This window comes from Magnetospirillum fulvum, assembly GCF_900108475.1.
Classification (GTDB): Bacteria; Pseudomonadota; Alphaproteobacteria; order Rhodospirillales; family Magnetospirillaceae; genus Phaeospirillum; species Phaeospirillum fulvum_A.
In genome coordinates this window covers 307567-334386 of the sequence record NZ_FNWO01000001.1, presented here as the reverse complement: position 1 = coordinate 334386, position 26820 = coordinate 307567, and the positions used below count along the sequence as shown (strand labels likewise).

Below are 26820 nucleotides of genomic sequence, written 5' to 3'. Positions count from 1 at the left end.
CGCGCAAATCGACTTGCGCGACCCGGTGGATTAGGATGCCCTAACTGTCACCCATGTCCCCGAACACCTGTTACCCATCTCTCCGGTCTAAACACGGCGGAGAGGGGGTTTCCGTTTTCAGAGGCTAAAGCCGCCCCGTCGATTACTCGGCAGCGTCGCGACCGGTCGGCGCTTCGGGCAGGCCGGCGAACCGGCGCAGCAGGGCGAAGCGACGCTTGATCGCGTCTTCGGCGCTGTGGACCAGACCCTTATACCGCTCGGGGTCGGCCCGCTCGACCATCTGGAACCGGGCCTCGCCCTTCATGAAGTCGGCGAGGTTGGTGGTCGGATCCTTCGAATCGAGGGTCAGCGGGTTTTCGTCGCTGCCGAACTTGCGCGGGTCCCACCGGAACAGCGGCCAATATCCGCTCTCGACCGCCATCTTCTGCTGGTCGAGGCCGTGCGACAGGTCGTAGCCGTGCGCGATGCAGTGCGAGTAGGCGACGATCAGGGAGACGCCGGGATAAGCGACGGCATCCTGGAAGGCGCGCACGGTCTGCACGTCACGGGCACCGAAGGCGACATTGGCGACGTAAACGTCTCCATAAGCCATCGCCATCATGCCGAGGTCTTTCTTCGGCAGCGACTTGCCCGCGGTGGCGAACTTGGCCGAGGCCCCGATCGGGGTGGCCTTCGATTGCTGGCCGCCGGTGTTGGAATAGACTTCGGTATCCATCACCAGGATGTTGATGTTGCGGCCCGAAGCGAAGATGTGATCGAGACCGCCATAGCCGATGTCATAGGCCCATCCGTCGCCACCGACGATCCAGACCACCTTCTCGGCCAGATAATCGGCGACCTGTTCGAGGCGGCGGGCCTTCTCATCGGTCAGCCCGGACAGGATGCGGCGAAGTTCCTCGATGCGGACACGCTGTTCGGCGACGGCGACTTCGCTGTCTTGAACGGCGTGGGCGATCTCGGTGACCAGACGCTCGGGCAGCTTGCCTTCCAGCGCCAGGGCGGAGAGCAGCAGCTTGGCATGCTCCTTGTGGCTGTCGAGGGCGAGACGGAAGCCGAAACCGAATTCGGCATTGTCCTCGAACAGCGAGTTGGCCCAGGCCGGACCGCGCCCTTCGGCATTCTTGGTATAGGGGGTGGTCGGCAGGTTGCCGCCATAGATCGACGAGCAGCCGGTGGCGTTGGCGATCATCAACCGGTCGCCCCACAACTGGGACATCAGCTTCAGATACGGGGTCTCGCCGCAGCCGAGGCAGGCACCCGAGAACTCGAACAGCGGCTGGAGCAGCTGCGCGGTCTTGACGGTGGGAGCCCCCAGCTTGGCCTTATCGACCTCGGGCAGGGTCAGGAAGTAATCCCAATTCGCCACTTCGGCTTCAAGCAGCGGAGTCTTGTCTTCCATCTTGAGGGCACGGCGGGACGGATCCTTCTTGTCCTTGCCGGGGCAGACCTGGACGCAGAGGGTGCAGCCGGTGCAATCCTCGGGCGCGACCTGAAGCAGATAGGTCTGGCCCTTGAATTCGCCGCCGCGATACTCGGCGTGCTTCAGGCTGGCCGGAGCGTTGGCCAGCGCCTCGGGCTCGACCACCTTGGCGCGGATCGCGGCATGGGGGCAGACCATCGCGCACTTGTTGCACTGGATGCAGGGCGAATCGTCCCACACCGGGATTTCGGCGGCGATGTTGCGCCGTTCGAAGCGGGCGGTGCCGGTCGGCCACACGCCATCGACCGGGAAGCACGACACCGGCAGCAGATCGCCCTGGTTCGCCAGCATCATCGCGGTGACCCGCTTGACGAAATCGGGCGAATCGTTGGGAACCAGCGGCGGACGGGTGCGGTTGGCGGTGACGTGTCCGGGGATGGTGACCGACTGGAGGTTCTCCAGGGTGCCATCGACGGCGGCGTAGTTCTTGGCGACCAGCTTTTCGGACTTGCGGCCGTAGGTCTTCTTGATCGCGTCCTTGATGTGGCCGATCGCCTCGTCGCGCGGCAACACCCCGGACAGGGCAAAGAAGCAGGTCTGCATGATGGTGTTGATGCGATTGCCCATCCCGGCGGCCAGCGCCACCTTGCGGGCATCAATCACGTGCAGCTTGAGATTCTTCGAGATGATGTCTTCCTGCACCTCGCGGGGGAGGTGATCCCACACCTCGTCCTTGTCGTAGGGCGAGTTAAGCAGGAAGGTGGCACCCGGCGCGGCATAGGTCAGCACGTCATACTTGTCGAGGAAGACAAAGTGGTGACAGGCGACGAAATCGGCCTGGTCGAGCAGATAGGCCGACTGGATCGGATCGGGGCTGAAGCGCAGGTGCGAGATCGTGATCGCGCCCGACTTCTTCGAATCGTAGACGAAATAGCCCTGGCCCTGGAACCCGGCATTCTCGGCAATGATCTTGATCGAGTTCTTGTTGGCACCGACGGTGCCGTCGGCACCCAGGCCGAAGAACACCGCCCGCTTGACGCGGGGCAGCTCGATGCGGAAATCGGGGTCGATCGGCAGCGACAGGTGGGTGACATCGTCGTTGATGCCGACGGTGAAGTGCGGCTTCGGCGTCGCCTGGGCGAGTTCGTCGAACACCGCCTTGACCATCGCGGGGGTGAATTCCTTCGAGGCCAGACCGTAACGGCCGCCGATCACCACCGGGTCGGCGGCACCGGTGGCGCGCTGGCCCGAGGCCTTGGCTTCGTGCAGGGCGGCGATGACGTCGAGATACAGCGGCTCGCCGATCGCGCCCAATTCCTTGGTGCGGTCGAGCACGGCAATCGCGCGGGTCGAGGGCGGCAACGCCGAAACAAACGAATCGACCGAGAAGGGGCGGAACAGCCGAACCTTCAGCACGCCGACCTTTTCACCCTTGGCGGCCAGGGCGGTGACGGTCTCGTGCGCGGTCTCGGCCCCGGAGCCCATCAGCACGATCACCCGTTCGGCTTCGGGATGGCCGTAATAATCAAACAGACGATAGGCGCGGCCGGTCAGAGCGGCGAAGCGGTCCATCTGCGCCTGGACGATGCCGGGGCAGGCGGTGTACCAGCCGTTGCGGGCTTCCTGCATCTGGAAGAAGGTGTCGGGATTCTGCGAGGTGCCGCGCAGGGTCGGATGATCGGGCGACAGGGCGCGGGCGCGATAATCGGCGATCGCGTCGGCATCGAGCAGGCCGAGCAGGTCGTCGTCGGTCAGTTCCTCGATCTTCGACACTTCGTGCGAGGTGCGGAAGCCGTCGAAATAATGCAGGAACGGCACCCGCGACAGCAGGGTCGAGGCATGGGCGATCGCGGCGAGATCGTGGGCTTCCTGAACCGAGCCCGATGCCAGCATCGCGAACCCGGTCTGACGACAGGCCATCACGTCGGAATGATCGCCGAAGATCGACAAGGCGTGGGTCGCCAGGGTCCGGGCGGTGACGTGCATGCAGAAGCTCGTCAGTTCACCGGCGATCTTGTACATGTTCGGGATCATCAGGAGCAGGCCCTGACTGGCGGTGAAAGTGGTCGACAAAGCGCCCGCCTGCAACGCGCCGTGGACCGCGCCAGCGGCGCCGCCTTCGTGCTCCATCTCGGCCACTTCCGGGATCTGGCCCCAGATGTTCTTACGGCCTTCGGCTGCCCATTGGTCGGACAACTCTCCCATCGTCGAGGACGGGGTGATCGGATAGATCGCCGCGACCTCGCTGACCCGGTAAGCCACCGACGCGCAAGCCTCGTTGCCGTCGACCGTGATCAAAGCCCTCTCTGTCATTTCTTGTCCCGTTTGTTTGCACTGCCTGTCCGCGCACCGCCGCCCTTGGAGTGAAGGCGAGGGACGCAAGGGTCGGCAGAATAGTCAACGCGCTTGCAACAAAGCAAGTCCCTTACCCAAACACCAGCCGATTCGCAATATTATTACAGTCCCTTCCTCTGTCGGAAGGGAGGGGTGACACCGCCCGGAATGGCTTCGGCGCGGAACGCACGGCTCCCCATCGCCAGAAGTCGGGCGCTTCGGCTTGAAACCTTGGGCGTCGCGCCTTTAGAATACGGCCCCCACCGGAACGTCTGGTCAAGGTCTGCCGTGAACCCCTTTCTTGCCGCCCTGCTGATTGCCGTCGGCCTTGCCGCCGGTCTGCCTCTCGCGGCGGCCGAAGTCTCGCCGACTGAGCACGCTATCGCCCGTCAGGCGGTGGCGGCGGCCAAAAAGGACCATCTCGACGAAGCCCTGCGGATCGCACGGCAGGCGCGCGACCCGGTGTTGACTCGTCTGGTCACCTGGGTCGATTACGCCTCGGGCGGAACCGAGGCCGATTTCCGCAGTCTGGCCGCGTTCGTCGCCGCCAATCCCGACTGGCCGTTGCTGTCGCAGATCACCCGCCGCGCCGAGGAGGCGATCACCGCCGCGACGCCCAATGCCGAGGTGATCCGCTGGTTCGACTCCCATCCGCCCACCACCGCCGATGGGGGCATGGCCTATGCCCGCGCTCTTCAGGGGGCGGGGCACGCCGACCGGGCGTTGAAGGTGATCCGCCAGACCTGGTCCGAGCAGAGCTTCGGCGCCCAACAGGAGCGGCAGTTCCTGGCCGTGTTCGGCGAGAACTTGCGGGCCGAGGATCATTGGCGCCGCCTTGACCGCCTGCTGTGGGATCGACAGGAGGCCTCGGCGCAGCGGATGCTGGCCAAGGTCGATCCGGCTCACCGCGCCGTCGCCGCCGCCCGGCTGGCGCTGCAATCGGGCAAGGGCGCGCCCGAGCCGCTGGTGGCGGCGGTGCCGCCCGCGCTCCGTGACGATGCCGGACTGATCTACGAACGGGTGCGCTGGCGGCGTCAGCACGATATGGATGAAGAGGCGATCGACCTCTTAACCCATCCCTCGCGCAACAAGGTCCGCCCCGATCTGTGGTGGCAGGAACGGGCGATCCTGGCCCGGCGCGCGTTGCAGAAAGGGCTGGTGTCGCGGGCCTATCAGACCGCCGCCGATCATGGGCTGGAGGGTGGCTCGGCCTATGTCGATGCCGAATTCCTGGCCGGGTGGGTCGCGCTGCGCTTCCTCGACGACCGCGAGACCGCGCTCAACCATTTCATCCGTCTCCACGAATGGGCCAGCCACCCGATCGCGCGGGCCCGCTCGGCCTATTGGGCCGGGCGCGGTTATGAAAGCGTCGGCGACGCCCGCGCCCGTGACTGGTTCACCCGCGCTGCCCGCTATCCCACCACCTATTACGGCCAACTGGCGGAATCACGGCTGGGCGACCATCACTGGCCGCTGCCCGACGATCCCCAGCCGACCGGCGACGACGTCGCCCGCTTTAACAGCCGCGACACCGTCGCGGCGGCCCGACTGCTGCTCGACCTCGACGAGGACGAGTTGCTGCGTCCGTTCTTCATCCGCTTGAACGACATCGTCCAGACCCCGGGCGAACGGGTTCTGGTGGCGCGGCTGGCCAGCCGCAAGGGCCGCAACGACCTCGCCTTGCTGGTGGCGCGGCGCTCTGATCGCGACGGGGTCACCCTGGTCGAGGCGGGTTGGCCGGTGCCGCGTTTCGCCGCCGAGGACAGCACCCCGGAAAAGGCGCTGGTGCTGGCGCTGATCCGCCAGGAAAGCGGGTTCATGCCCGAAGTAGTGTCGCAGGCCGGGGCGCGCGGGCTGATGCAGCTTCTCCCCACCACAGCGGCCAGGGTGGCGCGGGCCAACAACGTCAAATTTCATCCCGATCTGCTCGACAATCCCGCGATCAATATCCGGCTGGGTTCGGCCTATCTTGAGAATCTGATCGATTCGTTCGATGGTTCCTACATGCTGGCCCTGGCTTCCTATAATGCCGGGCCGGGGCGGGCGCGGCGCTGGATTCGCGAAAACGGCGATCCGCGCGATCCCAATATCGACGTCATCGACTGGGTCGAGATGATTCCGTTCGGCGAGACCCGCAATTACGTTCAGCGGGTGATGGAAAGCGTCGCGGTCTATCGCCGCCGTCTCGGACTGCCCGCCGGCCCGACGCTCGAATCCGACCTGAAGCGCTGGTCGCGGCGGACCGTGTCGGAGGTCGCGCCGTGACCGCTCTTTCCGTTTGCGCTTCCGTCCGCGTCGGCGACGCCGGGATGGACGCGCCCGACACCTCTGGAGCTTAATGATTATGGACGATATGGAAGCCGCCATCGAACGCGCCGAGCTGCGGGCGGAACTCGCCGCCCTGCGTCAGGAGATGGAAACCCTGCGCGCCGAGTTGGAGGAGATGCACGCCGACGCCGATCTTGAGGCCTGTCACGTCGCCGGTCTGACCGCCCAGTTGAAGGCGCTGATCGCCGAGGGCGATGCTTGCCCCAACCAGGCGGCGCACCCGCTGCTGGCGCGGACCACCTACACCCACGCCCGCACCGGCGAAGCGATCACCAAGACCGGCGCGTTCCCGCTGTACCGCGAGGCGTTCGACGCCGAGGCCCGCCGCCTGGGGATCGAGAATCCCGAAGAGTTGCGCGCCTGACCGTATTTTTCGTCTCATCCGGACCGGGCTCGGACGTGGCCCGTCCGGTGTCCCCGTGAAAGGACCGTTTCGCCATGCCTGCCTATCGTTCCCGCACCTCCACCCATGGCCGCAACATGTCGGGTGCCCGTGGCCTGTGGCGGGCCACCGGGATGACCGACGCGGATTTCGGTAAGCCGATCATCGCCGTCGTCAATTCCTTCACCCAGTTCGTCCCCGGCCATGTCCACCTGAAGGATCTGGGGCAGATGGTGGCGCGCGAGATCGAGAAGGCGGGTGGTGTCGCCAAGGAATTCAACACGATCGCGATCGATGACGGGATCGCGATGGGCCATTCCGGGATGCTGTACTCGCTGCCTTCGCGCGATCTGATCGCGGATTCGGTCGAGTACATGGCCAATGCCCATTGCGCCGATGCGCTGGTCTGCATCTCGAACTGCGACAAGATCACGCCTGGCATGATGATGGCCAGCCTGCGCCTCAACATCCCGACCATCTTCGTCTCGGGCGGGCCGATGGAAGCGGGCAAGGTCACGGTGGGCGGCAAGACCCACGCCGTCGATCTGATCGACGCGATGATCAAGGGGGCCGATGCTTCGGTCTCGGACGAGGATGCGCTGGCCTATGAGCGCGGCAGCTGCCCGACCTGCGGGTCTTGTTCGGGGATGTTCACCGCCAACTCGATGAACTGTCTGATCGAGGCGCTGGGCCTCGGTCTGCCCGGCAACGGCACCATCGTCGCCACCCATGCCGACCGCAAGGAGCTGTTCCTCGAATCCGGCCGTCGCATCGTCGATCTGTGCAAGCGCTGGTACGAGCAGGACGATGCCAGCGTCCTGCCGCGCTCGATCGCGACCAAGGCTGCGTTCGAGAACGCGATGACGCTCGACATCGCGATGGGCGGCTCGACCAACACCGTGCTGCACCTGTTGGCGGCGGCGCAGGAGGCCGAGGTCGATTTCGGGATGGCCGACATCGACGGCTTGAGCCGTCGCGTCCCCTGCCTGTGCAAGGTCGCGCCCAACGTCGCCGACGTTCATATCGAAGACGTCCATCGTGCCGGGGGCATCTTCGGCATTCTGGGCGAGCTTGACCGCGCCGGTCTGATCCAGCGTGATTGCCCGACCGTTCATGCCGCCAGCCTGGGCGAGGCGATCGAGCGCTGGGATATCCAGCAAAGCAACGACCGCGCCGTTCAAAGCCTGTACCGCGCCGCGCCGGGCGGCTTCCGCACCACCCAGGCGTTCGGCCAGAACCGCCGTTGGGCTTCGCTCGATACCGACCGCGCCAAGGGCGTGATCCGTTCGGCCGAGCATGCCTTTTCGAAGGATGGCGGGCTGGCGGTGCTGTTCGGCAATCTTGCCGTCGATGGTTGCATCGTCAAGACCGCGGGCGTTGACGAAAAGAACCTGACCTTCACCGGTCCGGCGGTGATCTGCGAAAGCCAGGAAGAAGCGGTCGCCAAGATTCTCGGCGGCGAGGTCAAGGCGGGCGATGTCGTGATCGTCCGCTATGAAGGCCCGAAAGGCGGTCCGGGGATGCAGGAAATGCTCTACCCCACCAGCTATCTGAAGAGCATGGGGCTGGGCAAGGTCTGTGCCCTGATCACCGACGGACGCTTCTCTGGTGGCACCTCGGGCTTGTCGATTGGCCATGTGTCGCCCGAAGCGGCCGAAGGCGGCGCGATCGGGCTGGTCCAGTCCGGCGATATCATCGAGATCGACATCCCCAACCGCCGCATCGCCGTGCGGGTCGAGGATGCCGAGCTTGAGGCGCGGCGGGCGGCCAAAGGCACCGGAGCCTGGAAACCGGTCAATCGCGACCGCGTGGTGTCCCCGGCGCTTCGGGCCTATGCCGCGATGACCACCAGCGCGGCGCGCGGCGCGGTGCGCGACGTTTCCCAGGTGGAGCGCTAAGGCGGACGCATGAGCGACATCCATTGGAGCGAGATGATGAGTGTCGGGGTTCCGATCCTGGATGCGGACCACCGCATCCTGATCGGCCTCATCAATCTTTTGCAACGCTCGATCGGGGATGCCGAGGAATATGCGGCGGTCGGCAGCGTGTTGGGGGCGTTGAAGGAATACGCCGCCAATCATTTCGACCGTGAAGAACGGATGATGCAGGCGTGCCGCTTTCCGGCGCTCGCCTCGCATCGTCGGACCCATGCCGGGTTCGTCGGCGAGGTCGAGAAGCTTCAGCGCCGTTACGAGGCAGACCAGACCAGCGTTCGCGCCCGTGATTGCCTGACCTTTCTCAATCGCTGGCTGATCGACCATATCTGCACCTCGGACATGGGCTATCGCACCAGTCTGATCGGCCACCGCGAGGCGCAGGACGCGGGCGGCGTCCGCCCCCTGGTGGGCGGCACGTCGATGCAGGAGGGCGAACCCAATGTCGATTGGCGGCGCCTGCGGGTTTTGGTGGTCGATGACAACCTTAATTTCCGCGAGATTCTCTCGACGATCCTGGGAGCGGCCGGGATCGAAAACGTGACGATGGTGCAAGGGCTGGAGGAGGCGCGGGCGGCGCTGAGCCAGGGCGGTTTCGGGCTGGTGATCTCGGACTGGCATATCGGGGCGGAAAGCGGCCTCGATCTGGTCCGCTGGCTGCGACGTTCGGATGGCCCGGCGGCGACATTGCCGGTGCTGATGCTGTCGGCCTACGAAGGATCGGAGCGGCGCGACGTCGCCCTGGCCGCCGGAGCCGACGAGTTTATGAGCAAGCCGATCACCGCGAGCAGCCTGCTCGATTGTCTTGCCCGTCTGGTTGTGCAAAGTCGGGTCCGGTCATGAGCCCACCCGCCGACCGTCATGCCCGTCAGGCCGAGGCGTTGCGGGCCAATCTGGCCCGGCGCAAGGCGCAAAGCCGCGCCCGAGCCGATGAACCGTTACCGCCACCGCCCGAGTCCGAAACGCCGCCGGAGACGGGCGCGGACAAGAGCGCACCTCCTCCCGAATAACCCTCTGTGCCGCATAAAAAGTCTCCCGTGAAAAAGTCCCTCGCTGTACTTTTTCCCGTTGGATTAAAAGGAGAAAAATGGGCTAGGGGCGGCCCTGCGCCCATTTTTCGTGTCATTCGTTTCACCAGCTTTGCGAAGCACAAGCGCGCAAAACTGGTGAAATCCCGCCTCCGATGCCGTGGGCTAACGCCCACCGGCTTCGGAGGGAACCAAATCCATCCCCGCGCGGAAAGCTTGATTGAGCACGGGGATTCTTTTTGAACCGGGAAAAAGTACACTGAGGCCAAAGGCCGAAGGACTTTTTCACGACCGACTAAAAAACCCCCGCCGAATCGCTTCGGCGGGGGTTTCCCGTTCGGCCGGGGTCAGCCGTGCAGCGCGTGATATCGGGCCAGCAGGGTTTCCTTGCTCTCGCTGACACCAGCGACGATGGCATCGACGGGACAGACGATCTGGCATTGCGGGGTGTTCTCGGCACCGACGCATTCGGTGCAGTGGTCGGCGGCGATGACGTAAATGACGTCGCCCGCCGAAATGGCGTCGTTGGGGCAGGTCGGGGCGCAGGCGTCGCAGCTGGTGCAATCGTCGTTGATCTTCAGGGACATCTCGGGTTCCTCTCTCTCTCGTCGTTGCCCGCCCGCAAAGTCAAGGAGGGGCGGACGGCGTCCCATCGGGCGACGCCGTTCCCTTCGGCGTATATCGGTTTGAGAGTGGCGAATGCAACCGTATTCCCTCTGGGGTTTTTCCCTTGCGTACTTGGCGTAAATCCTGCTCGCCGAGGGCAGATACCCCGGCTATTATGACCCTCCCCGTGCTTTGGCTCGGCCCCCCACTTGTTGCGGCGACGTTATCGCCGAACTGATGGCCTCGCGGTCGAAAAGAGGCGGAGGGGGGGATTCGTTCCGGCTGGCCGGGACGGGGAAGTTTCGCGCCGGTCAGCCCGCACGGCGCGATGCGGGGCTTTAACGACGTGGCCGGACCTTCGGAACAGCGATCGGAACCGGGGGCCAAGATTCCGAGGGGACGTACCCATATGACGATCAGTTCAGGTTCAGTCTCGATCGCCCTGTGCGGCAGTGGTGGCGCCGGGGTGATGACAGCGGCCAACATGCTGGTGGATGCGGCGGCCCAGGCCGGGTATTACGCGCTGTTCAGCCGGTCTTCCGGACCGCAGATCAGAGGCGGCGAGGCGGCGGCGTTGCTGCGCCTGTCGGCCGAGCCGATTACCTCGGTCGATGATACGTTCCAGATTCTGCTGGCGATCGACTGGCTGAACGTCGTCCGCTTTGCCGCCGAACTGCCGCTCAACGCCGACAGCCTGATCCTGGCCGATCCCACCGCGGGCGAGGTTCCCGAGATCCTCAGCCGTTCCGGGGCGCGGATCGTCGAACTGCCGATGAAGGATCTGGCCCAATCGATCCCCGGTGGCCGTCCCAACATGATCGCGCTGGGCGTCGTTGCCGCGCTGACCGGCCTTGGCGTCGAGCCGGTGGTCGAAATGCTGGGCAAGTCGCTGAAGAAAAAGCACGCCGACGCCTTCGAAGCCTCGCTGGCGGCGGTCCGTCACGGGGCCGAGACCGGTCTGACGCTCGACGCGCCCTGTCGCCAGCTTCCCCCCGCCTTGCCCCGCCATGGCGGGCGTTGGACCATTTCGGGCAATCATGCCGCGGGCCTGGGCGCGATCCGGGGCGGCATCCGCTTCTGTGCCGCTTATCCGATCACGCCTGCGACCGAATCGCTCGAATATCTCAGCGCCGCTTTGCCCAAGATCGGTGGCGTCTTCGTTCAGGCCGAGGACGAGTTGGCCTCGATCAACATGTGCATCGGCGCCTCGTTCGGCGGTGACGCCTCGATCACCGCGACCGCCGGTCCCGGTCTGGCCCTGATGACCGAAGGGTTGGGGCTGGCGGTGTCGTCCGAGACTCCGGTGGTGGTGCTCGACGTCCAGCGCGGCGGTCCCTCGACCGGCATCCCGACCAAGTCCGAGCAATCCGACCTCAACATCGCGATCTATGGCCTGCATGGCGATGCGCCGCATCTGGTGCTGGCGCCCCAATCAATCGGCGATTGCCTGTTCACCACTCAATGGGCGGTCCACCTTGCCGAGGCGATGCAGGCTCCCTGTATCGTGCTGTCCGACCAGTCGCTGGGCCAGAGCCGCGCCGTGATCGACCCGGCCCCGGCCAGTCCCTTCTTCGCCAACCGCGAGACCGCCCGCACCCCGGCCGAGGGCGAGACCTTCAAGCGCTATGCCCTGACCAATACCGGGGTGTCGCCGATGCCGGTTCCCGGCACGCCGGGCTGTCAGTACACCGCCGACGGGTTGGAACATGCCGAATCCGGCACGCCGTCGTCGCAGGCGTCGGACCATTCCCGCCAGCTCGACAAGCGGCTGCGCAAGCTGGTGCTGCACGATTACGGCCCGGATTGGGCCACGATCGAAGGGGAGGGCGAGATTGCCGTCATCACCTGGGGCTCGTGCACCGGGGCCGCGCGCGAGGCGGTGATCCGCGCCCGTGCCGACGGGGTCAAGGCCCGGCTGATCGCGCCGCGTCTGCTCTATCCCACTCTGCCCGAGCAGATGGCCCGCGCCCTGGATGGCGTGCGGAAGATTTTGGTGGTGGAACAAAGCCATCTCGGCCAGTTCAATCGCTATTTGCGCGGCGAGTACGATCTGCCCGCCCGTCCCGATGTTCTGAGCCGCCCCGGCCCGCTGCCGATCCGTCCGGGGGAAATCCACGCCCGCCTTCTTGCGATGGGGAAGTAAGCCATGAATGCTCCGACCTATAGCGCGAAGGATTTCCGGTCTGACGTCAAGCCGGTCTGGTGCCCCGGTTGCGGCGATTACGGCGTGCTGACTTCGATCGCCAAAGCCTTTGCCGATCTGAATCTGGCCCCGCACCAGACCTCGGTGGTGTCGGGCATCGGCTGTTCGTCGCGCATCCCGGCCTATACCAACACCTATGGCTTCCACTCGATCCATGGCCGCGCCTTGGCGGTGGGAGCCGGGCTGAAGCTGGCCCGGCCCGACCTCACCGTGCTGGTTGCCGGTGGCGACGGCGACGGCTTCTCGATCGGCGGCAACCATTTCATCCATGCCTGCCGCCGCAATGTCGACATGACCTATGTCGTGATGGACAACCGGGTCTATGGGATGACCAAGGGCCAGCCGTCCCCCACCACCGAGGCCGATTGGGACGCCTCGGCGATGGCGCCCCCCGGCGGAACCGGCGTCACCCCGTTCCACCCCTTGGCCATCGCCCTGGCCGCCGGAGCCAATTTCATCGCCCGCGCCTTTTCCGGCGACATCAACGGCACCGCCGCGCTGATCGCCGAAGCGATCCGCTATCCCGGTTTCTCGTTCGTCGCGGTGATGTCGCCCTGCATCACCTTCCGCGAAGAACAACGCGACTGGAAAAGCGTGATCCGCCAGTCCGGTTTCCCCGCGACCACCGACCCGGCCCAGGCGGCACGGCGGTTGATGACCGACGACGGGTTCAATATGGGGGTGTTGTATCGCGGCGGCCGCGATTCATTCGCCAAGCCGCGCTCGACCCAATGCTCAATCGCCGATCTCGATTCCGAGTTCGCGGTTTAACGGGGCAGGGCCGGAGTCCGAGATTCGGATTCCGGCTCTACGGTTTTCAATTTAGCTCAAGGATTGGGACCGGAGGCGGCATGCCCCAGTTCGGCCGGGAGCCGACGAACCGGTGTCGTGCGAACAACGCGGCAAAGCCGAATTTTGAATTGAGTGCAGTGTTCCAGCAACTCCAATTTTGCCGGTCTTATTGGTCTGGTGGCTTGGGATGCCAAAGAGCGTCCATGTCTTGTCGGCTATCTATCCACCGTATAGGCTTGCGATCAAGGGTGGTAAAACATACCGCATGTGTCACGAAAATGAGGAGTGGGAGATGTCCACGCTGAAGTGGGAGAACCTATTGTCTTGTGAGCGTAGGCGGCAGAGTTCGACGCCCGTCAAGGACAAGGGCTCTCGGACAGAGATCGAACGTGACTTTGATCGAATCCTGTTTTCGGCACCCGTGCGGCGCCTCGCAGACAAGACGCAGGTTTTTCCACTTGAGAAAAATGATAGCGTGCGGACGCGCCTAACCCATTCGCATGAAGTCGCAAATCTAGCGAGAAGCATAGGCACTCACTTAGCTTGCTCGGTACTAGAGTTGCCCTCAGAGCTTAATTCACAGCGCAACATCCCCGCACTACTGGCAGCGATCGGCCTTGCCCATGACCTGGGGAATCCGCCGTTTGGTCATCAAGGGGAAACAGCAATCCAGCGGTGGGTGAAAAAGAACGAGAGAAAGCTGTTCGAACTGCCAGACAATGAAGGTTCCTTCAATTGCGATGCTCTCAAAGCAGACTTGAAAAAAATCACACCGGCGATGCGCGCCGATTTTCTGAAATTTGACGGAAATGCACAGACATTTCGTTTGCTCACTCACCTGCAGATTATAACAGACGGATATGGGCTAAACCTTACCTATGCCACTCTCGCTGCTCTTTTAAAGTACACCGTTCCCTCGGACATCGCCGGTACGACGGATAACAAGAGTGCAAAGAAGCCTGGATTCTTCCAATCTGAGGCCGATGTCGTAAAGGAAGTTTGGGAGCATACTGGCCTGAATGAGGGTATCCGCCACCCCCTAACTTTCATTATGGAAGCATGCGACGATATCGCCTATTCGGTCATCGACGTTGAAGATGCGGTAAAGAAAGGGCTTGTATCTTTCAATGATGTTATCCAATTCCTCCAGGAGGTTGATGACGACGTTGCAAGGAAAGTGGTTGAAAATTCACGGAAGGATTTTGATGAACACCGGGCATATGACCTCTCTCCCGCTGAGCTTAATGATGTGTCCATGCAGAAGTTTAGGGTTTATGCGATTGGTGCGATGGTAGGGGCAATTTTTGAAGCATTCTCAGAGCGTCAAAATCATTTGCTTGATGGTTACTTTAAGGAAACATTGATGGGAGTGAGTAAAGCAAAATCAATTTGTAAATCTCTGAAGAATTTTGCTCTGGAAAGAGCGTACCGTCATAGGTCTGTATTGAAAATTGAATTAGAGGGCGCTATCGTCATTGAGGGGCTTATGGATATGTTGTGGGAGGCGGTGACTAATCGCACCAATTTCTTACAATTAAATGACACCAAGGAAGCGCAGTCTCGTACGGACCCGTTCGCGAATTACGTATATGGCCGCATTTCTGAGAATTACCGGCGTGCCTTTGTTGCTGCAGAAAATCTCCCCATCAGATACCGGGAGATCCAACTCGTCATCGACATGGTTTCCGGCATGACTGACTCTTATGCGCTGAACCTTTATCGAGAGCTAAAGGCTCTTCACGGTCGTGAGTTGAGGGCCGTGGATGCCTAACTGCATCAGTAGCGAAACGCTTAGAAGCCGCCTTAGGTACTTCCTTTGGCAACGTCCTGCTACGCGCGACCAAATTTCGATGGTTTTGGAGGCTCTGAGGGATGTCGGGCCATCGGCCATATTCGGCGGCCTATTGCGTGATCTTTGTCTTCTGGGAAGTAGAAATTTTCAGTCTGACGTTGACATCGTTGTCGATAGTCAAAGCCAGGATGATATTGAGCGTCGGATATTCAAATGGAAACCGGTCAGAAACAAGTTTGGCGGATACCGTTTTTCGGTTGGAGGGCAAAAATTTGATGTTTGGATGCTAAATAATACGTGGGCGTTCCAGCGTGGATATGTTGTTGAAGCCGATTTTTCAACGCTACCTCTAACAACGTTCTTTAACTGGGATGCAGTGGCCTATCGTATTGATGATAGAAGTATTATTTGCTCTGACGATTATTTTTCAGAGTTATCTAAAAAGGTTATAGATGTCAACTTGCGGGAAAACCCAAATCCAATAGGGTATGTTGTGCGCACCTTGCGGATGGCCGCCATTCACCAACCTTTGTTTTCACCGCGCCTAATTCATCACATGAATGCAATGTTTGAAATATTTCATCCACTTCAGATAATAAAGGCGGAGCATAAAGCTTATGCGCGTCCAATGTTATCTGTGCCATATCTTGATGAAATTTCCCAAAAGATTGTTAAATTGACTTCAGACGAAATTCATTTTCCAGCTAGGTTGACGCCACATCAACTGGGCCTTCCGCTCTAGAGGTGCAGTGATAAAGCGCCAAATAGTAGAGTTTATAGGCGGGAAATGGTTCGTTACCTTGTAATGAGCGCCATGACCGCATTCCAAAACAAGCAAACCGCCCGCCAATCCGCTGTTTTCCGCACCCCTCTATCCTACAATCGGCGCAGAAAATCGAGGATCGGGCGTTCCGCGCCGTGGTCCCACAGATCGTTGTGATGGGCGAGCGGCAAGAATACCGCTCCCTTGTCGGTTGATCCGGCGGCGGCGATCAGGGCACGGGCCATCGCGGGCGGGGTCAGGCTGTCCTGCTCGCCATGGACGATCAGCAGCGGGGCCTTCAGCCGGGTGATCTGGCTCAGATTGTCGAAATGATCCCGCATCAGCAACCGGGCCAGCCGCTTCGGGACATAAGGTGGGGCAAGGTCGGCCAGGGCGGTAAACGGGCATTCCAGGATTACCGCCAGCGGCTCGATCTCGCGGGTCATCGCCATCGCAACGCCTGAACCGATCGATTCGCCGCATAAGATAAGGCGCTCCGCTGCTACGCCGCGCCCCTTCAGCCAGTCGAGCACGGCGCGGGCGTCGGCGGTCAAATCGGCTTCGCTGGGGCGGCCGCTATTGCCGCCATAGCCGCGATATTCGACCATGAACACGCCAAACCCGGCATCGAGCAGAAAGCGGGCCTTGTGGGCGCGGCGGGCATTGGTCCCGGCATTGCCGTGGAACATCACCAGGGTGGGCGCGTGGGGATGCAGCGGGGGCGCGTACCACGAGGTGATTTGCCGCCCGTCCTGGGCGCGGACGGCGACCGGCATCATTTCGCTGAGGCCGATATCGGCGGGATCGGTGCGGGTGGGGTCGGGGCGATAGATCATATCGCGCTGAAACAGCATCAGTCCCAGCAGCACCAGCAGGTACAGGCCGACCAGACTTGCGGCCACCGCCAGTATCGCCGTCACCATCGCTGTTCCCCCGCCAAGGATGAGGCCCGCGAATCGCTTCGCGGGCCTGACCCGTCAAACCTTGGCTACTGACTTAGACGCGATTCATCCGATTGTCGATCAGATCCTCGACAACGGTGGGATCGGCCAGGGTCGAGGTATCGCCCAGGGCGTCGAACTGGTTCTCGGCGATCTTGCGCAGAATGCGGCGCATGATCTTGCCCGAGCGGGTCTTGGGCAGGCCGGGCGACCATTGGATCAGGTCGGGGCTGGCGATCGGGCCGATTTCCTTGCGGACCCAATTGACCAGTTCCTTGCGCAGTTCCTCGGTCGGTTCCTCGTCGGCGACCAGGGTGACATAGGCATAGATGCCCTGGCCCTTGATCTCGTGGGGATAGCCGACGACGGCGGCCTCGGCGACCTTGGGGTGGGCGACCAAGGCGGATTCGACCTCGGCGGTGCCCATCCGGTGACCCGACACGTTGATGACGTCATCGACCCGGCCGGTGATCCAGTAATAGCCGTCTTCGTCACGGCGCGCGCCGTCGCCGGTGAAGTACATCCCCTTATAGGTCGAGAAGTAGGTCTGGATGAAGCGTTCGTGATCGCCATAGACCGTCCGCATCTGGCCCGGCCAGGATTCGGCGATGCACAGGTTGCCCTCGACCGCACCTTCGAGAATCTTACCCTCGGCATCGACCATCACCGGCTTGACGCCAAAGAAGGGCAGGGTGGCCGAGCCCGGCTTCAACTTGGTGGCGCCGGGCAGCGGGGTGATCAGGATGCCGCCGGTCTCGGTCTGCCACCAGGTATCGACGATCGGGCAACGGTCGTCGCCGACGACGCGGTGATACCAGGTCCAGGCCTCGGGGTTGATCGGCTCGCCGACCGAGCCGAGCAGGCGCAGGCTGGCGCGGCTGGTGCGCTTGACCGGGGCCTCGCCTTCCCGCATCAGGGCGCGGATCGCGGTGGGGGCGGTGTAGAAGATGTTGACCTTGTGCTTGTCGATCACTTCCCAGAAGCGCGACACGGTCGGATAGTTCGGCACGCCTTCGAACATCAAGGTGGTGGCGCCGTTGGCGAGCGGACCATAGACGATGTAGGAATGGCCGGTGACCCAACCCACGTCGGCGGTGCACCAATAGACATCGCCATCGTGATAGTCGAACACATACTGGTGGGTAATCGCGGCATAGACCAGATAACCGCCCGAAGTGTGCAGCACGCCCTTCGGCTTGCCGGTCGAGCCGGAGGTGTAGAGGATGAACAGCGGGTCTTCGGCGTCGATCTCGGCCGGAACGTGGGTGGGCGCGGCCTTCTCGACCAGATCGTGATACCAATGGTCGCGGCCCGCGCTCATCGCGACGTCGCCGCCGGTGCGCTTGACCACGATTACGTTCTTGACCGAGCCGCAGCTTTCCAGCGCCTTGTCGGCATTGGCCTTCAGCGGCACCTTGCGGCCGCCGCGCAGGCCCTCGTCGGCGGTGATCAGCAGCGAGGAATCGCAATCCTGGATACGCCCGCCCAGCGAATCCGGCGAGAAGCCGCCGAACACCACCGAATGGATCGCGCCGATCCGGGCGCAGGCCAGCATCGCCACCGCCGCTTCGGGGATCATCGGCAGATAGATGGTGACGCGCTCGCCCTTCTTGACGCCAAGATCGGTCATCGCGTTGGCCAGACGGCATACCCGCTCGTGCAGATCGCGATAGGTGATGTGGGCGGATTCGGACGGATCGTCGCCTTCCCAGATGATCGCGGTCTGATCGCCCCGGGTGGCGAGGTGACGGTCGAGGCAGTTGGCGGCAACATTCAGAGTGCCGTCATGGAACCAGCGGATGTGCACGTCGCCGGTAAAGGAGACGTCCTTGACCTTGGTGTAAGGTTTGATCCAGTCAAGGCGCTTGCCCTGTTCGGCCCAAAAGCCCTCGGGATCTTTGATCGAGCGATCATACCACTCGGTATATTTCTGCTGATCGATCAAAGCGGACTTTGCGATCTCGGCGGGAATGGAATAGACGTCGGTCATCGCGGGGCAGTCTCCCTTTTTTTCTGTTTGTGGCCCGTGCCTGGTGGGGTGCCGGCACGGGGCGTTTCCTCGTCTCTTATGGGCGGGATTATGTGCGAGTCTGCCATGCGAAACAAGCATGACTGGGGGGTGCGGCGTCCCGTCGCCCAATTGACTTGGCGCGAGCGGAATTTCGCTGGAGGAATCCAGCTCCTAGGCGGGCTCGCCCGCCAGGGAGAGGATCAGCCGGGCCGCCGCATCATCGACCGGGCCGACCGACAGGCGCGATTGTCGGACCAGGGCGAGATGGGCCAACTCTGGCACCGCCTTGATGGTGGCGAGATCGACCGGTCGGGCCACCGGCCGGATCGCGGTGAAATCGACCACGACCCAGCGCCCGGTCGGGTCGGTCGGATCGGGGTAGGCCGGGGCGGTGACCTCGACCAGTCCGACGATCCGCTTCTCATTGACCGAGTGATAGAAGAAGGCGCGGTCGCCGACCGCCATCGCCTTCAGGTAGCCGGCGGCCTGGGCGTTGCGGACGCCGTCCCAGGCCTGGGTTCCGACGCGGACATGGTCATCCCACGACCATGTCTCCGGCTCGGACTTGACCAGCCACCATGCCATCAGGGCAGGACTTTCTTGAACGGCGTGACGGTGACCTGCTCGAACAGTCCGGCTTGGGCGTAAGGGTCGGCGGCCAGCACGGTTTCCAGCGCGGCACGGTCGGCAATGTCAAACACCAGCAGGCTGCCGATCATCGCCTGCCGATCATCGCTGAGCAGCGGACCGGCCAGGACCAGCGCGTCGAGATGGGCATTGAGAAAGGCAAGGTGGGCCGGACGATTGTCGAGCCGGATCTGCTGATGGCCGGGCTTGTCCTGACAGCGAACGACGAACATAGTATGGGCTCTCCGGGAACGGAAACGACTGACGACACGGTAACCGATCGGAAGGCGAAGGGCAGCCATGGAAGTCCACGAAACTCACGAAAAAATCCACGAAATCGCTCATGCCGGTCACGGTCCCGAAAAGGTGTCGTTCAATCGCAAGATCGCGGTGGCGATCAGCGTCCTGGCGGCGTTGCTGGCGATCGTCGAGGCGGCGGGCAAAAGCGCCCAGAACAATTCGATCTCGGCCAATATCGAGGCGGCGAATCTGTGGGCGTTCTTCCAGGCCAAGACGATTCGGATGACGACGATGGAAACCGCCGCCGAAGCGCTGGAAGCGGTCGCCGTCACCGGTCTGCCCGAACCGACGGTGCAGGTACTCGAGAAGAAGGTCGCCGAGTGGCGGGCGACGGCGCAGCGCTACCGCAGCGAGCCGGAAACCAACGAAGGCCGCAAGGAACTCGCCGCCCGTGCCAAGGCCGCCGAGGAGGTCCAGCGCACCGCGCTCGCCTCCTATCACCTGTATGAATACGGCTCGGCCGCGTTGCAGATCGCGATCGTGCTCTGTTCGGCGGCGGCGGTGACCGGAGCCGTCGCTCTGGCCTTCGCCGCCGGGGGGCTTGGCGCGGTCGGATTGGCCTTCGCCCTGCTGGGCTGGCTGGCCCCGACCCTGATCCATCTGTAGCGGCGGCGCTTACTCCGCGGTGCCGGAACGGACCAGGGCGGCGAGACCGACGAAGGCGGGCAGGGGGTGGACGATCAACCGGGTCGGGATCGCCGCCAGATAGGGCTGGAAGCGGCCATGCGCCTCGAAGCGGGCGCGGAAGCCCGACTGGCGGAAGGCTTCGGCCATCCGGGGCAGAATCCCCCCGGCGAGATAGACTCCGCCATGCGCGCCGATGGTCAGGGCCAGATTGCCCGCAACGGTTCCCAGCATCGCGAAAAAGGTCTCGACCGTTTCGCGGCAGATCGGGCACGATCCGTCGAGGCCGTGGCTGGTGATGACGTCGGGGGTGCTGTAGACCGCCTGATGGCCCGACAGCGCCGACAGCGCCTGATAGAGGTTGACCAGCCCTTGACCCGACAGCAGCCGTTCGGCCGAGACATGGTCGAACCGTTGCCGCAGCACGTCGAGAATTGCGGCCTCGCGGGCATTGGCGGCGGCCATGGTGACGTGGCCGCCTTCGGCTTCGAGCGGGGACCACGTAGCGCCGCAGGGCACCAGCGCCGACACCCCCAGCCCAGTTCCCGGACCCAGCACCGCAATGGGGTGGTTGGGGCGGGCGGTTCCGCCGCCGACCGCCAGCAGATCGCCGGGGGCCAGATGCGGCACCGCGAGGGCGATCGCGGTGAAGTCGTTGATCGTCTCCAGCCGCTCCAGGCCGAGGAGACGGCGGGTTTCCTCGACCGAAAAGCTCCAGGGCGAGTTGGTCAGTTCGACCCGGTCGCCGCCCAACATCGAGGCAACGGCAAACGCGCCCCGGACCGGGGCCGCACCGCCACCATACTCGGCCAGATAGGCCTTGGCCGCCTCGGCCGGTCCGGAAAAATCGGCGCAACGATAGGTTTCCGGGCGGACGACGCCCGCATCGCCGACCAGGGCGAAGCGGGCGTGAGTGCCGCCGATATCGGCGACCAGCGAGAAGCCCCCGACCGTCATGCCGGATCGACCTTCCGTGCCGCGATCAATTCGGCATACAGGGCCAGATAGCGTTCGGCCGACCGGCCCCAACTGAAATCCTGGCTGAGACCGGCTTCGACGATCCGCCGCCAGCGGTCGGAATCGGCATACAGCGCGACGGCGCGTTCGACCGCCCACTGGAATGCGCCCGCGTTGGAATGCTCGAACACGAAGGCGTTGGCGGTTCCGGTCATCAGCGAATCATAGCCGGTGTCGATCAGAGTGTCGGCCAGACCGCCGGTAACGTGCCCGATCGGGACGGTGCCGTAGCGGAAGGCGTAGAACTGGGTCAGACCGCACGGTTCGAACCGCGACGGAATCAGCAGCATGTCGCCACCGGCCATCAACCGGTGAGCCAGTTGTTCGGAATAGCCGATCCGCACCGCGACCTGATCGGGGTGAGCGGCGGCAGCAGCCTTGAACGCGTCTTCCAATTCGCGGTCGCCGGTGCCCAGCACCGCGACCTGGGCGCCCAGGCCAAGGATCGCGGGCAACACCGCCAACAGCAGATCCATTCCCTTCTGCTCGGTCAGGCGGGTAACCACCACCAGCAGAGGTGCGCCGGGACGGGATTCCAGCCCCAGTTCAGCCAGCAGTGCCGCCTTGTTGGCGGCCTTGCCCACCGCGTCGCCACGCGGGAAGGGGTGGGCGAGATGGGAATCGGTGCCCGAATCCCACACTTGATAATCGGCTCCGTTCAAAATGCCGGTCAGGTCGGCGGCGCGGGTGGCCAGCAACCCCTCCATCCCATAGCCGAAGGCCGGGGTCTGAATCTCGCGGGCATAACGCGGGCTGACCGTGGTCAGGCGGTCGCTATAGAACAGACCGGCCTTCAGGAACGACAGGTTGTCGTAATATTCGAACCCGTCGATCCCGTACATTTCGGGCGGCAGACCGAGACGGGTGACCAGATCGGGGGCGAACCGGCCCTGATAGGCAATGTTGTGGATGGTGAACACGGTCCCGGCGCGGGTGGTCGATCCCCATGCTTTCATCCAGGCGGGCGCGAGGCCGGTCTGCCAGTCGTTGCAATGCAAAATGTGCGGGCGCCAGGCGACCGGGCTGCCTTCGGTGGCCAGTTGTGCCGCCACCCAGGATAACAGGCCGAAGCGCAATCCGTTATCGGGCCAGTCCTGGCCCTTGGAATCCGAGTAGGGACCGCCATCGCGGTCGAACAGAACCGGGCAGTCGAGCAGCCACACTTTTAGGCCCGATCCGGGCATGTGGCCTTCGATCAGAACCGCCTCGCCGCCGACGCCCAGAGGGTCACCCAGCCGGGTCAGTTCGCGCCGGTCGGTCACGCCTGCCAAAGCCGCCGGATAGCCAGGCATTAAAATCCTGACGTCATGTCCAGCCTCGGCCAGCGCGAGCGGCAGGGCGGAAGAGACGTCGGCCAGCCCGCCGGTTTTAACCAGGGGAAAGACTTCCGAAGAAGTAAACAGAACCCGCATCACCGCCTCCCTTACGGAGGGTATCCGATCCCTCCAGGGCACACCCTATCCCGGATCGGGCACAGGGTCGAGTGCGGGGTTACCCAAGTGATTGTTTCCTGAAGTCAGGCGGATCGCGACGAGGTCAATTGCAGGAAGATGTCTTCGAGATCGGTCTCTTCGGTGGTCAGATCGGCAATCGACAGCCCGGCGGCGGTGATGGCGTCGAGGATGCGGCCGACCGGAACCGCCGAGGGGCGATAGCGAATCACCATCTTGCGTCCGGCCCGCAGTTCGGGCGCAAACGGGATCAGGGCGGTGGGGACGGCATCAAGATCGCGGTCGAGGGTGACCAGCAGCGCCTTGCCGTCGATTCGCTTCAACAGGTTGGCGGTGGTGTCGAGCGCGGCCAGACGACCCTGGTTGATGATCGCGATCCGGTCGCACAATTGCTCGGCTTCTTCGAGGTAATGGGTGGTGAGCAGGATCGTCGTACCCTGCTCGTTCATCCCGCGAATGGCTTCCCACAGATGCTGGCGCAATTCGATATCGACGCCTGCGGTCGGCTCGTCCAGCACCAGGATCGGCGGATTGTGGACCATCGCCTTGGCCACCAGCAGGCGGCGGCGCATCCCGCCCGACAGGGTGCGGGCATAGGAATCCGCCTTGTCGGCCAGTCCGACGATGTCCAGGATTTCCATCGTGCGACGTTCGGATTTCGGCACCCCGTACATCCCGGCCTGGACGTCGAGCAATTCGCGCGGGGTGAAAAAGGCGTCGAGGTTCAGTTCCTGCGGTACCACGCCGATCGCGGCCTTGGCCCCGCGCGGGTCGCGGTCGAGATCGCGGTCCCACACCCGGACGGTGCCGCTGCTTTTCAGCACCAGACCGGCCAGGATATTGATGAAGGTGCTCTTACCCGCGCCGTTGGGGCCGAGCAGGCCAAAGAAGGAGCCGCGCGGCACCGACAGCGAGATGCCGTCCAGCGCGCGCTTACCGCCGCGATAGACCTTGACCAGCCCGTCGGCGCTTAACGCGGCATCGGGCAAAGCGGGGACGGGGGCGGCAGATCGAGAGTTTGTTTGAACCATGGCCGTCAATGGGTATCATTCGAGCTAGCGTCCTGTCCACCGACCGATATCGGGGTCTCCTGCCATGCTTGCCCGTGAATCCGCCTCGTTGACCGAGGCCGTTACCGTTTCTTCCACTCCGGTTGCCTGCGACGGCGACGTCGCGTCCGACCTGGGCCATCCCCGCGTCTTCCTCGACATCCCCCAGGGTGGCAGCGCGGTTTGTCCCTATTGCTCGCGCGAATTCGTCCTGGCCGAGGGTGCCTCGTCCGGCCAGGGGCATTGAGCGCGGTGAGTGAATCTGCCACCGCCAGCCTGCGCCACCTCGTTCTGATCGACGGGTCCGGCTTCATCTTCCGCGCCTTCCACGGCCTGCCGCCGATGAGTCGGAGCGACGGAACCCCGGTCAATGCCGTCTATGGTTTCACCACGATGCTGCTGAAGCTGTTGAACGACAGCCAGGCCGATCACATCGCGGTGATTTTCGACAGTTCGCGCAAGACCTTCCGCACCGATCTGTATCCGGAATACAAGGCGCACCGTCCGCCGCCGCCCGAGGAATTGGTGCCGCAATTCCCGTTGGTGCGCGAGGCGGTGCGGGCGTTCGACGTTGCCTGCATCGAGATGGAGGGATTCGAGGCCGACGATCTGATCGCCGCCTATGCCCGCGCCGCGACCCTTCAAGGCGCCAAGGTCACGATCGTCTCGTCCGACAAGGATCTGATGCAGTTGGTCGGCGCGCAGGTGTCGATGTTCGATCCGATGAAGAACCGCACCATCGGCCCGGACGAAGTGTTCGAGAAGTTCGGCGTCGGGCCGGATCGGGTGGTCGATGTCCAGGCACTGTGCGGCGATGCCGCCGACAATGTGCCGGGGGTGCCGGGGATCGGGATCAAGACCGCTGCCCAATTGATTGGGGAATACGGCGATCTTGAGACGTTGCTGGCCCGCGCCGGCGAGATCAAGCAGCCCAAGCGTCGCCAGACCCTGCTCGACAATGCCGCGATGGCGCGTCTGTCGCGCGATCTGGTCAAATTGCGCGACGACATGGATTTGCCCGAGCCGGTTTCGGCGCTGGCGGTGCGGGCGCTGGTGCCCGAACGTCTGGCTGCCTTTCTGGCCGAGCAGGGGTTTCGCTCGCTGATCAACCGGCTTGACCTCAAGGCTCCGCCGCGTCCGCCGGTTGCCTCGACCCCGGTCGTGGCGACCGCAACTGAAGCCGCCCCGGCTCCGGCGGGATTTAGCCGCGATCAGTACGATCTGGTGCTCGATCTGGACACGCTCGATCGCTGGATCGCGGCGGCGATCGAGGCCGGAATTATCGGCTTTGACACCGAGACGGATTCGCTCGATTCGATGCGCGCCCGTCTGGTCGGCGTTTCGCTGGCGGTGGCGCCGGGCCGGGCCTGCTACATCCCGGTGATCCACAATCCGCCCGCGGCGCAGGGCAGCCTCGATTTCGGCGATGCTCCGGCCGAGAGTGCTGGGCCAAAGCCGATTCCGGCCGACCAGAGTCTGGCCCGGCTGGCTCCGCTGCTGGCCGATCCTTCGGTGCTGAAGGTCGGCCACAACATCAAATACGACATGCAGGTTCTGGCCAGTCTGGGGGTGCCGGTTACTCCGATCGACGACACCATGCTGCTGTCCTACGTGCTGGACGGAGCCAGCCACGGTCACGGCCTGGACGAGTTGGCACAATTGCATCTCGGTCATACCAATATCAGCTTTGCCGAGGTGTGCGGGACCGGCAAGTCTCAGATCACCTTCGACCGGGTTCCCCTTGAAAAGGCTCGCGATTACGCCGCCGAGGATGCCGATGTGACGCTTCGGCTCCACCAGTTTCTGAAGCCGCGCCTGCTGGCTGAGAAAATGGTTGAAGTCTATGAGACGCTGGAACGGCCGCTGATTCCGGTGATCGTCGCGATGGAGCGGGCCGGGCTGAAGGTCGACCGTGCCTTCCTTCAGGCGCTGTCGGAGGATTTCGGCCGCCGTCTCGCCGATCTTGAGGCCGAGGTGATCGCGCTCAACGGCGGCGAGGCGTTCAATCTGGCCTCGCCCCAGCAATTGGGCAAGGTGCTGTTCGAGACGTTGAACCTGCCCGGCGGCAAGAAGACCAAGACCGGGCAATGGGCCACCGGGGCCGACATCCTGGAAGACCTCGCCCCGCTGCATCCGCTCCCGGCCCGGCTGCTCGACTGGCGTCAGCTTGCCAAGCTGAAAAGCACCTACACCGATGCCCTGGTTGCCCAGATCAATCCGGCGACCGGGCGGGTCCATACCAGCTTCTCGCTGGCGGCGACCACCACCGGGCGGCTGTCCTCGTCCGATCCCAATCTCCAGAACATCCCGATCCGCACCGAGGAAGGACGCAAAATCCGCCGCGCCTTCATCGCCGAGCCGGGCTTTTGCCTGATTTCGGCCGATTATTCCCAGATCGAGTTGCGGCTGGTCGCCCATGTCGCCGGGATCGAAGGGCTGCGCACCGCCTTTGCCGAGGGCCGCGACATCCACGCCATCACCGCGTCCCAGGTGTTCGGTGTGCCGCTGGAGGCGGTGGATTCGTCGCTGCGCCGTCGTGCCAAGGCGATCAATTTCGGCATCATCTATGGGATCAGCCCGTTCGGGCTGGCGGCGCAATTGAGCATCCCCCAAAGCGAGGCCAAGGCCTATATCGAGGCCTATTTCGGCCGCTATCCCGAAATCCGCGCCTTCATGGAGCAGACCAAGGAAGAGGCCCGGACCCATGGCTTTGTCCGCACCCCGTTCGGCCGCAAGGTCTTCACCCCGGGGATCAAGGACAAGAACGGGGCCGCGCGCGCCTTTGCCGAACGCGCCGCGATCAACGGACCGATCCAGGGCGGGGCCGCCGACATCATCAAGCGGGCGATGGTCCGTCTGCCCGCCGCGCTGGTCGAGGCGGGGCTCGCGGCGCGGCTGCTGCTCCAGGTCCATGACGAACTGGTGCTGGAAGCGCCCGAGGCCGAAGCCGAGGCGACGATTGCCGTGGTGCGTCGGGTGATGGAGGGGGCGGCGTGCCTGTCGGTGCCGCTGCTGGTCGAGGCCGCCGCCGCCGCCAGTTGGGACGAGGCGCACTGACCTGTCGTATCGGCGGGACGGACGGCATTCCGCCCTCCGTCCCGCCGACGATCCTTAGTCTCCCGTGAAAAAGTCCCTCGCTGTCGCTCGGTGTACTTTTTCCCGTTGGATTAAAAGGAGAAAAATGGGCTAGGGGCGGCCCAGCGCCCATTTTTCGTGTT

The 26820-nt window shown here is 63.6% G+C and carries 21 protein-coding genes; 12 read left to right on the top strand and 9 right to left on the bottom strand.

Annotated features, from left to right (window positions below):
• Window positions 1-142: 142 nt before the first annotated feature.
• A complete protein-coding gene (gene nifJ / locus BLW40_RS01455) occupies window positions 143-3733 on the bottom strand; it encodes a pyruvate:ferredoxin (flavodoxin) oxidoreductase (protein ID WP_139305449.1) in 3591 nt (1196 codons plus the stop codon).
• Window positions 3734-4042: 309 nt separating this feature from the next.
• Here nifJ and BLW40_RS01450 point away from each other — a divergent pair, with 309 nt between their 5' ends.
• The 5 genes from BLW40_RS01450 (at window position 4043) to BLW40_RS17565 (ending at window position 9408) form a co-directional block, all read left to right on the top strand.
• Entirely contained in the window at window positions 4043-6019 is a 1977-nt protein-coding gene (locus BLW40_RS01450) for a lytic transglycosylase domain-containing protein (protein WP_074764783.1), read from the top strand.
• Window positions 6020-6098: 79 nt separating this feature from the next.
• Window positions 6099-6446: a hypothetical protein gene (locus BLW40_RS01445; protein ID WP_074764781.1), complete on the top strand. Its 348-nt coding sequence runs from the start codon at window positions 6099-6101 to the stop codon at window positions 6444-6446.
• Between the two features lie 74 nt (window positions 6447-6520).
• Window positions 6521-8362, top strand: a complete 1842-nt coding sequence (gene ilvD, locus BLW40_RS01440) for a dihydroxy-acid dehydratase (RefSeq protein WP_074764779.1) — start codon at window positions 6521-6523, stop codon at window positions 8360-8362.
• 9 nt (window positions 8363-8371) lie between these two features.
• A complete protein-coding gene (locus tag BLW40_RS01435) occupies window positions 8372-9241 on the top strand; it encodes a bacteriohemerythrin (protein WP_244511014.1) in 870 nt (289 codons plus the stop codon).
• Window positions 9238-9408 carry a hypothetical protein gene (locus BLW40_RS17565; RefSeq protein ID WP_170834495.1) on the top strand — a complete coding sequence of 57 codons (171 nt, stop codon included), beginning with the start codon at window positions 9238-9240 and terminating at the stop codon, window positions 9406-9408. The genes BLW40_RS01435 and BLW40_RS17565 overlap by 4 nt, the downstream gene beginning before the upstream one ends.
• A 365-nt stretch (window positions 9409-9773) precedes the next feature.
• On the opposite strand, the gene BLW40_RS01430 is transcribed toward BLW40_RS17565, so the two are convergent.
• A complete protein-coding gene (locus BLW40_RS01430) occupies window positions 9774-10013 on the bottom strand; it encodes a YfhL family 4Fe-4S dicluster ferredoxin (RefSeq protein WP_074764777.1) in 240 nt (79 codons plus the stop codon).
• A 428-nt stretch (window positions 10014-10441) separates the two neighbouring features.
• Between BLW40_RS01430 and BLW40_RS01425 the strand changes: the two genes are divergently transcribed.
• From BLW40_RS01425 to BLW40_RS17285, 4 genes are all read left to right on the top strand, one after another.
• Window positions 10442-12175: a 2-oxoacid:acceptor oxidoreductase subunit alpha gene (locus tag BLW40_RS01425; protein WP_074764775.1), complete on the top strand. Its 1734-nt coding sequence runs from the start codon at window positions 10442-10444 to the stop codon at window positions 12173-12175.
• A gap of 3 nt (window positions 12176-12178) precedes the next feature.
• On the top strand, window positions 12179-13006 hold the full coding sequence (locus BLW40_RS01420) for a 2-oxoacid:ferredoxin oxidoreductase subunit beta (protein WP_074764773.1): 828 nt from the start codon (window positions 12179-12181) through the stop codon (window positions 13004-13006).
• 313 nt (window positions 13007-13319) lie between these two features.
• Window positions 13320-14798 (top strand): dGTP triphosphohydrolase, encoded by a 1479-nt coding sequence (dgt, locus tag BLW40_RS01415; protein ID WP_211656697.1) that lies wholly within the window; start codon window positions 13320-13322, stop codon window positions 14796-14798.
• Window positions 14791-15561: a hypothetical protein gene (locus BLW40_RS17285; RefSeq protein ID WP_139305448.1), complete on the top strand. Its 771-nt coding sequence runs from the start codon at window positions 14791-14793 to the stop codon at window positions 15559-15561. Before dgt ends, BLW40_RS17285 begins: the two co-directional genes overlap by 8 nt.
• 134 nt (window positions 15562-15695) lie before the next feature.
• Here BLW40_RS17285 and BLW40_RS01410 read toward each other — a convergent pair whose 3' ends face one another.
• The 4 genes from BLW40_RS01410 to BLW40_RS01395 form a co-directional block, all read right to left on the bottom strand.
• Window positions 15696-16505 carry an alpha/beta hydrolase gene (locus BLW40_RS01410; RefSeq protein WP_074764771.1) on the bottom strand — a complete coding sequence of 270 codons (810 nt, stop codon included), beginning with the start codon at window positions 16503-16505 and terminating at the stop codon, window positions 15696-15698.
• A gap of 73 nt (window positions 16506-16578) precedes the next feature.
• Complete coding sequence (gene acs / locus BLW40_RS01405) at window positions 16579-18513, bottom strand: acetate--CoA ligase (protein WP_074764769.1); 1935 nt, start codon at window positions 18511-18513, stop codon at window positions 16579-16581.
• A 192-nt stretch (window positions 18514-18705) separates the two neighbouring features.
• Complete coding sequence (locus BLW40_RS01400) at window positions 18706-19119, bottom strand: EVE domain-containing protein (protein WP_074764767.1); 414 nt, start codon at window positions 19117-19119, stop codon at window positions 18706-18708.
• On the bottom strand, window positions 19119-19394 hold the full coding sequence (locus tag BLW40_RS01395; RefSeq protein ID WP_074764765.1) for a YciI family protein: 276 nt from the start codon (window positions 19392-19394) through the stop codon (window positions 19119-19121). Before BLW40_RS01395 ends, BLW40_RS01400 begins: the two co-directional genes overlap by 1 nt.
• 67 nt (window positions 19395-19461) lie before the next feature.
• Here BLW40_RS01395 and BLW40_RS01390 point away from each other — a divergent pair, with 67 nt between their 5' ends.
• On the top strand, window positions 19462-20067 hold the full coding sequence (locus BLW40_RS01390; protein WP_170834506.1) for a DUF4337 domain-containing protein: 606 nt from the start codon (window positions 19462-19464) through the stop codon (window positions 20065-20067).
• Between the two features lie 9 nt (window positions 20068-20076).
• On the opposite strand, the gene glk is transcribed toward BLW40_RS01390, so the two are convergent.
• The 3 genes from glk to BLW40_RS01375 form a co-directional block, all read right to left on the bottom strand.
• A complete protein-coding gene (gene glk, locus BLW40_RS01385; protein ID WP_074764763.1) occupies window positions 20077-21042 on the bottom strand; it encodes a glucokinase in 966 nt (321 codons plus the stop codon).
• Entirely contained in the window at window positions 21039-22514 is a 1476-nt protein-coding gene (gene glgA, locus BLW40_RS01380; protein ID WP_074764761.1) for a glycogen synthase GlgA, read from the bottom strand. The genes glk and glgA overlap by 4 nt, the downstream gene beginning before the upstream one ends.
• Window positions 22515-22618: 104 nt before the next feature.
• Window positions 22619-23584 (bottom strand): ABC transporter ATP-binding protein, encoded by a 966-nt coding sequence (locus tag BLW40_RS01375; protein WP_074764760.1) that lies wholly within the window; start codon window positions 23582-23584, stop codon window positions 22619-22621.
• A gap of 64 nt (window positions 23585-23648) precedes the next feature.
• Here BLW40_RS01375 and BLW40_RS01370 point away from each other — a divergent pair, with 64 nt between their 5' ends.
• Window positions 23649-23849 carry a zinc-finger domain-containing protein gene (locus BLW40_RS01370; RefSeq protein WP_074764758.1) on the top strand — a complete coding sequence of 67 codons (201 nt, stop codon included), beginning with the start codon at window positions 23649-23651 and terminating at the stop codon, window positions 23847-23849.
• A complete protein-coding gene (polA, locus tag BLW40_RS01365; protein ID WP_083386569.1) occupies window positions 23846-26659 on the top strand; it encodes a DNA polymerase I in 2814 nt (937 codons plus the stop codon). The genes BLW40_RS01370 and polA overlap by 4 nt, the downstream gene beginning before the upstream one ends.
• Window positions 26660-26820: the final 161 nt, after the last annotated feature.